Below are 6,000 nucleotides of genomic sequence, written 5' to 3'. Positions count from 1 at the left end.
TTCGGGCCGGTGGTCCGGCGCGTTGCGCCGGACAGTTCGGGACTCCGCTTCGCTCCATCCCGAACGGGGCCGCTCCGCGGCGCCCAAGGTCCCGCGCATAGCGCGGGACTGACCCCGCTTCACGGGGTCAGCGGCCTATGGCCGTTGGGGTGTCCGCTCCGCTCCCACCCCGGGCCCTCCGGCTTCGCCTCCAGGCCCAAGGGTCCGCAAGCGGGGCCCGGCCGGCGGCGGAAGGGGGGGTGTCGGCCCCGGCCCCGCATATCTGACGCTCCGTACACTCGCCCGGGCAGGCAGACCAGAACCCGGAAACCCAATCCGCCGGTAGCTCGGTGCGCTCCTGGGCGGGTCCGCTGCGCTCCCCCGCCTGATGGTCCTTCCGGCTGCGCCTCCAGTACCGATGAGACCCACTGCGTGGGCCTGGCTGGCTGCGGAGGGGTGTGGGCTCGTTCGTTCGTGTCGGGTTCTAGCGTAGCGCGTGCATCAGATTGATGCAGCATGTACCATTGGCAGAAATAGGGGGGCTACCTAGGATCGCCTATGAATCAGGTCAGGGCGACAGATTTCACAGGGTCCTCGCTGGGCCTGCACTTCGCTGCGTGGGACGGACTGAGCATCATGGATCTCGTCTCCTCTCCAACGAGCATAACGCTGGCCATCTTTGATTCCTTCACAGCTAGGCGTCCTGTGGTAGACGCTCCCGCCTTTGGTGACGTACACCCTTCGGGGAAGCTCCGAGAGCGCTGTTCGGCAGTGGTCACACTGGGAGCTGGGGAGCAGCATCACTTCACAGAAGTCTTCGTCCATGCCTCCCATTTTCTCGTGCCGATGCCTCCATGACCACCTCATATAGGTCAACTATCTTGACGCCACTGACCCTTGAAGCCGTTCATGGACCCGTGTCCTGCACCCTCTATATTCGAGTCTGTCAAGAGACACATGTGAGGTTGAATCTTGATGATCCAGCTCCGTGAGCACCAGGTCGATCAGAAGTCGGCGTTTCGGAAATGGGTAAGATTTCCTGCAAGGCCATCTGTGCCCGCTCAGGGTGCCCGGGGCACTATCGTGTCCGCGACCGGCTCCGGCAAAACGATCACGGTCGCCGCGAGCGCGCTGGAGTGCTTCCCCGGCGGCCGGATCCTGGTCACCGTCCCCACCCTGGACCTCCTCGCGCAGACCGCCCAGGCGTGGCGCCTGGTGGGCCACCGGGCCCCGATGGTCGCCGTGTGCTCGCTGGAGAACGACCCGGTCCTCAACGAGCTCGGCGTGCGCACCACCACCAACCCGATCCAGCTCGCCTTGTGGGCCGGGGCAGGGCCGGTCGTCGTGTTCGCCACCTACGCCTCCCTCGTCGACCGCGAGGACATCGACGCACCCGAGAGCCAGCGGAAGGTCCGCGGGCCCCTGGAGGCCGCCCTGGCAGGCGGGGAACGGCTGTACGGGCAGCAGATGAAGGGCTTCGACCTCGCCATCGTCGACGAGGCCCACGGAACCGCCGGCGACCTCGGCCGGCCCTGGGCAGCCATCCACGACAACACCCGGATCCCGGCTGACTTCCGGCTCTACCTCACCGCAACCCCGCGCATCCTGGCCGCGGCCCGGCCGCAGAAGGGCGCCGGGGGCCAGGAGCTGGAGATTGCGAGCATGGCCGACGACCCGGAGGGGACCTACGGGGCGTGGCTGGCCGAACTCGGCCTGAGCGAGGCGATCGAGCGGGGGATCCTCGCCGGGTTCGAGATCGACGTCCTGGAGATCCGCGACCCCTCCCCCGTACTCGGCGAGTCCGAGGAAGCACGGCGGGGCCGGCGCCTGGCGCTGCTGCAGGCCGCGCTCCTGGAGCACGCCGCGGCGTACAACCTGCGCACCATCATGACCTTCCACCAGAAGGTCGAGGAAGCAGCCGCGTTCGCGGAGGAGCTGCCGCAGACGGCCGCCGAGCTGTACGTCACCGACGCCTCCGACGCCGACCTGGCCGCCGCGGAGAAACTGCCGAAGTCGTCGATCGACGCGGAGTTCTATGAGCTGGAGGCCGGCCGCCACGTCCCGCCCGACCGGGTGTGGTCCGCGTGGCTGTGCGGCGACCACCTCGTCACCGAGCGCCGCGAGGTCCTGCGGCAGTTCGCAGGCGGCATCGACGCCAACAACCGACGCGTACACAGGGCCTTCCTCGCCTCCGTACGCGTCCTCGGCGAGGGCGTCGACATCACAGGCGAGCGGGGCGTGGAAGCGATCTGCTTCGCCGACACCCGCGGCTCCCAGGTCGAGATCGTCCAGAACATCGGACGCGCACTCCGGCTCAACAAGGACGGCTCCACCAAGGTCGCGCGGATCATCGTGCCGGTCTTCCTGGAGCCCGGCGAAGATCCGACCGACATGGTCGCCTCCGCCAGCTACAAACCCCTCGTAGCGGTCCTGCAAGGCCTGCGCTCGCACGATGAGCGCCTGGTCGAGCAGCTCGCCTCCCGCGCCCACACCCACGGCAAGCGCAAGACCCACCTGCGCCGCGACGAGGACGGGCGGATCGTCGGCGCCGGCGGCGAGGGCATGGGCGAGGACCAGGAAGACGGCGCCGACGCGGCCGCCGAATCGGCACTGCTGCACTTCTCCTCCCCCCGCGACGCGGCCACCATCGCCGCGTTCCTGCGCACCCGCGTCTACCGACCCGAATCCCTCGCGTGGCTAGAGGGCTACCAAGCCCTGATCCGGTGGCGGGCCCAGAACGGAATCACCGGCCTGCACGCGGTCCCGTACGACACCGAGACCGAGGTCGGCGTCACCAAGAGCTTCCCCCTCGGCCGGTGGGTCCACCAGCAGCGCAAGGCACTGCGCGCCGGGGAGCTCAAGGACCGGCGCAAGGTCCTCCTGGACGCACCCGAGGCCGGGATGGTCTGGGAGCCCGGCGAAGAGGCGTGGGAGGCCAAGCTCGCCGTGCTCCGCTCCTATCGGAAGGCCACCGGACACCTCGCACCCCGACAAGACGCCACGTGGGGCGAAGACGACGAGATGGTGCCCATCGGACAGCACATGGCCAACCTCCGCCGCAAAGGCACCAAGAACGGCCTCGGCAAAAACCCCGACCGGGCAGCAGTGCACGCGGCGCAGCTGACCGCGATCGACAAGGACTGGGACTGCCCCTGGCCCCTGGACTGGCAACGGCACTACCGGATCCTGGCCGACCTCGTCGACGCCGACGGCGCCCTCCCCCACATCGCCCCGGGCATCGTCTTCGACGGCGACGACATCGGACGGTGGCTCCAGCAGCAAAAGCAGCCGGCCACCTGGGCCCGCCTGTCGCCCGAACAGCAGGCACGGCTGACCACGATCGGCGTACAGCCCGACAAGAAGCCGTCTCCCGCCCCCGCGGCCAGCCGCGGAGCGAAGGGCCCGAGCAACGCGCAGCAGGCATTCCAGCGGGGCCTTGCAGCCCTCACCCAGTGGGTCGAGCGGGAAGGCGCCCACCGCCCGGTCCCGAGGGCCCACGGCGAAGAGATCACCGTCGACGGCGAGGCGGAGCCGATCGTCGTGAAGCTCGGCGTATGGGTCTCCAACACCAAAACCCGGCGCGACAAGCTCACCACCCACCAGCTCACCGCCCTCGCGAAACTCGGCGTTGACTGGGCGTGACAGGCTGCCCGGCTCGTCGTTGAGCGGGGAGGCCAGCGAAGTGGAGGCCCCGGGACCTTGTGACGGCCCCCGGGGCCTTCGTCTTGCCTCCCTGTATTGGATCGTGGTGCAACGGGCTGCAACACAGAGGCAGCCGCGCTGATCGTCCCGCGTCTCGCCGCCGCGCTGACGTCGGTTCTTGACCAGCGGAAACTGCTGGCCCGGCCACAGGTGTCGGTCTAGCTAACAGCCTCTGGACGAAGCAGCACATGCCGAGGTGCGGGGTGTGTCAGCGGCCTGCGGCATGATGCTGGATGTGACGGCGCAACTTCCGAGTCCGTCTTTGACAGGGGGCTTTGTGCACAAGTTGTTCGCAGATGAGGTAGGGGTCACGGAGGATCCGCAGCTGCACTATGAAAGGTGGCAGTGGGGCGGAAGGCTGCCAAGCCAAAGGCTGCGCGGTGTCCGCGGGAGCAACGTCCTGGGTCTGCTCACCTTCGACAGTGACCTGGTGCACGCCCTCGATTTCGCGGGACCCGACGTCCAGCGTTCAGTGGCATTGCTCTCCGCACGGCGGGCGTGCGAGGCGGCGGGCCTGACCGATGTGGAGTGGGTCGCCCCGGCGCTCACCGCGTTGGCGCAGGGGCATCCGCTACCGCCGCCCTTCGACAACGACGACCAGATGTGGGAGACCCTACGATCCACTCCCCTCGTACCGGGTCCGACGGTGCTCGGGGCGATGCCCCCCGAGCGACCGCCGTACTTCCCCCCGCCGCCGGCAGGGTGGGCATGGGTCCCGTCCGCTGAGCAGAGAGACGATGGGGCGACGCGCTACGAACTTGGCCGGCTACCGGGCAGCCGTGCGCCGATGACGTCCGCCTCCTTGCTGGTGTACCCCAGCACACCGGACGTCCGCCGACCGATCTCACAGCCGTACTTCGCTCTCCCCGCCGTGCTCGCTGCCGCTGAGCCCGATCCGCTCAAAGCGGCTCTGGACGCGGTGTGGCATGCGCTGCACACGCACGGCGAGCACTACCCCGAGCTGCTGAAGGAGATCTGGGCGGTCTGCTCCGTGTAAATGTGCGGGCTGGTGACAGCCGATACCCCAGCAAGCGGTCACCTCACGGCAGCCGACCGGTCACCCCGTGACAGCAGCCCACCAGACCATAAGCCTTCCCCACCAGCTGAGCCGCCCCCACCAGCGCTGACGCCAACTCGCTGTCACGGACCCACGCATTCACAGCCGCAAGACCCTGCTGGACGCGCCGGAGGCCGGGATGGTGTGGGAACCCGGCGGGGAGGCATGGGAGTCCAAGCTCGCCACCCTGCGGTCCTACCGGCGGGCCACCGGGCACCTCGCACCCCGCCAGGACGCCATATGGGGCGAGGACGACGAGATGGTCCCCGTCGGCCAGTACATGGCCCACCTCCGCCGCAAAGGCACCAAGAACGGCCTGGGCAAAGACCCGGACCGGGCAGCCGAGCGCGCGGCGCAGCTGGCCGCGATCGACAAGGACTGGAACTGCCCCTGGCCGCTCCACTGGCAACGCCACTACCGCGTCCTCGCCGACCTCGTCGCCGACGAGCCGGGCGGGCAGCTGCCCGGCATCGCACCCGGCGTCACGTTCGACGGCGACGACATCGGCAAATGGCTCCAACAGCAGAAACAGCCGGCCAACTGGGCGCGGCTCCTGCCCGAACAGCAGGCACGGCTGACCACGATCGGCGTACAACCCGACCAGAAGCCGCCTCCCGCCCCTGCCCCCCGCCACGGAGCCAAGGGACCGAGCAAGACACAACAGGCATTCCAGCACGGCCTGACAGCCCTCACCCAATGGGTGGAGCGCGAAGGCGCCCACCGGCCCGTCCCCCGCGCCCACAGCGAGAAGATCACCGTCGACGGCAAGACGGAGCCGGTAGTCGTGAAGCTAGGTGTGTGGGTATCCAACACCAAAACCCGCCGCCACAAACTCACCCAGGACCAATTGGACGCGCTGCGGGAGCTCGGCATCCACTGGGCATGACGGCGGCTCCGTCGGGTCGCCGAAGCGAGGCGGGACGCCGGAGCATGCTGAGCAAGCCGGGCCAAGGAGCGGCTGTCACCAGTAGCAGCGGTCCGGGTCGTCGTGGTCCATTGGCACGCAGTGGGGGATCGGCGGGCGGGCGTTTGCCGGTGCGCATCAAGGGCTTGATGGGCTGGCGGGCACCGTCCTGCCTTCAGTAGGCGATCCGGTTCATCCAGATGCTGAGGCCCTTACGGCCCCAGTCAGTGGTGGTCACACGGATCCCCAAGCGCGCCCGCACGACGATCCGCCCGTCCTCGGACACCGCCTCCGCCCAATCCGTCCACACCAAATTCTGGTCCATCCCGGTCCCCTGCGACACGTCTTCCGTCCATCT

The 6,000-nt window shown here is 68.8% G+C and carries 3 protein-coding genes and 1 pseudogene; 3 read left to right on the top strand and 1 reads right to left on the bottom strand.

Features of this window, described 5'->3' with window-relative positions; translation table 11 throughout:
- Window positions 1-954: 954 nt before the first annotated feature.
- The 3 genes and pseudogenes from ACZ462_RS15980 to ACZ462_RS15970 form a co-directional block, all read left to right on the top strand.
- Complete coding sequence (locus ACZ462_RS15980) at window positions 955-3,621, top strand: helicase associated domain-containing protein (RefSeq protein ID WP_467809964.1); 2,667 nt, start codon at window positions 955-957, stop codon at window positions 3,619-3,621.
- Window positions 3,622-4,552: 931 nt separating this feature from the next.
- Window positions 4,553-4,678 (top strand): hypothetical protein, encoded by a 126-nt coding sequence (locus tag ACZ462_RS15975; protein WP_467809963.1) that lies wholly within the window; start codon window positions 4,553-4,555, stop codon window positions 4,676-4,678.
- 166 nt (window positions 4,679-4,844) lie between these two features.
- Window positions 4,845-5,624, top strand: a pseudogene (locus ACZ462_RS15970) (helicase associated domain-containing protein); the annotation flags it as partial.
- Window positions 5,625-5,817: 193 nt separating this feature from the next.
- On the opposite strand, the gene ACZ462_RS15965 reads toward ACZ462_RS15970, so the two are convergent.
- A complete protein-coding gene (locus tag ACZ462_RS15965; protein ID WP_467809965.1) occupies window positions 5,818-5,967 on the bottom strand; it encodes a hypothetical protein in 150 nt (49 codons plus the stop codon).
- Window positions 5,968-6,000 lie beyond the last annotated feature (33 nt).

Source organism: Streptomyces sp. NPDC031121 (genome assembly GCF_055570615.1).
This window is presented reverse-complemented; position numbering and strand designations above follow the sequence as displayed.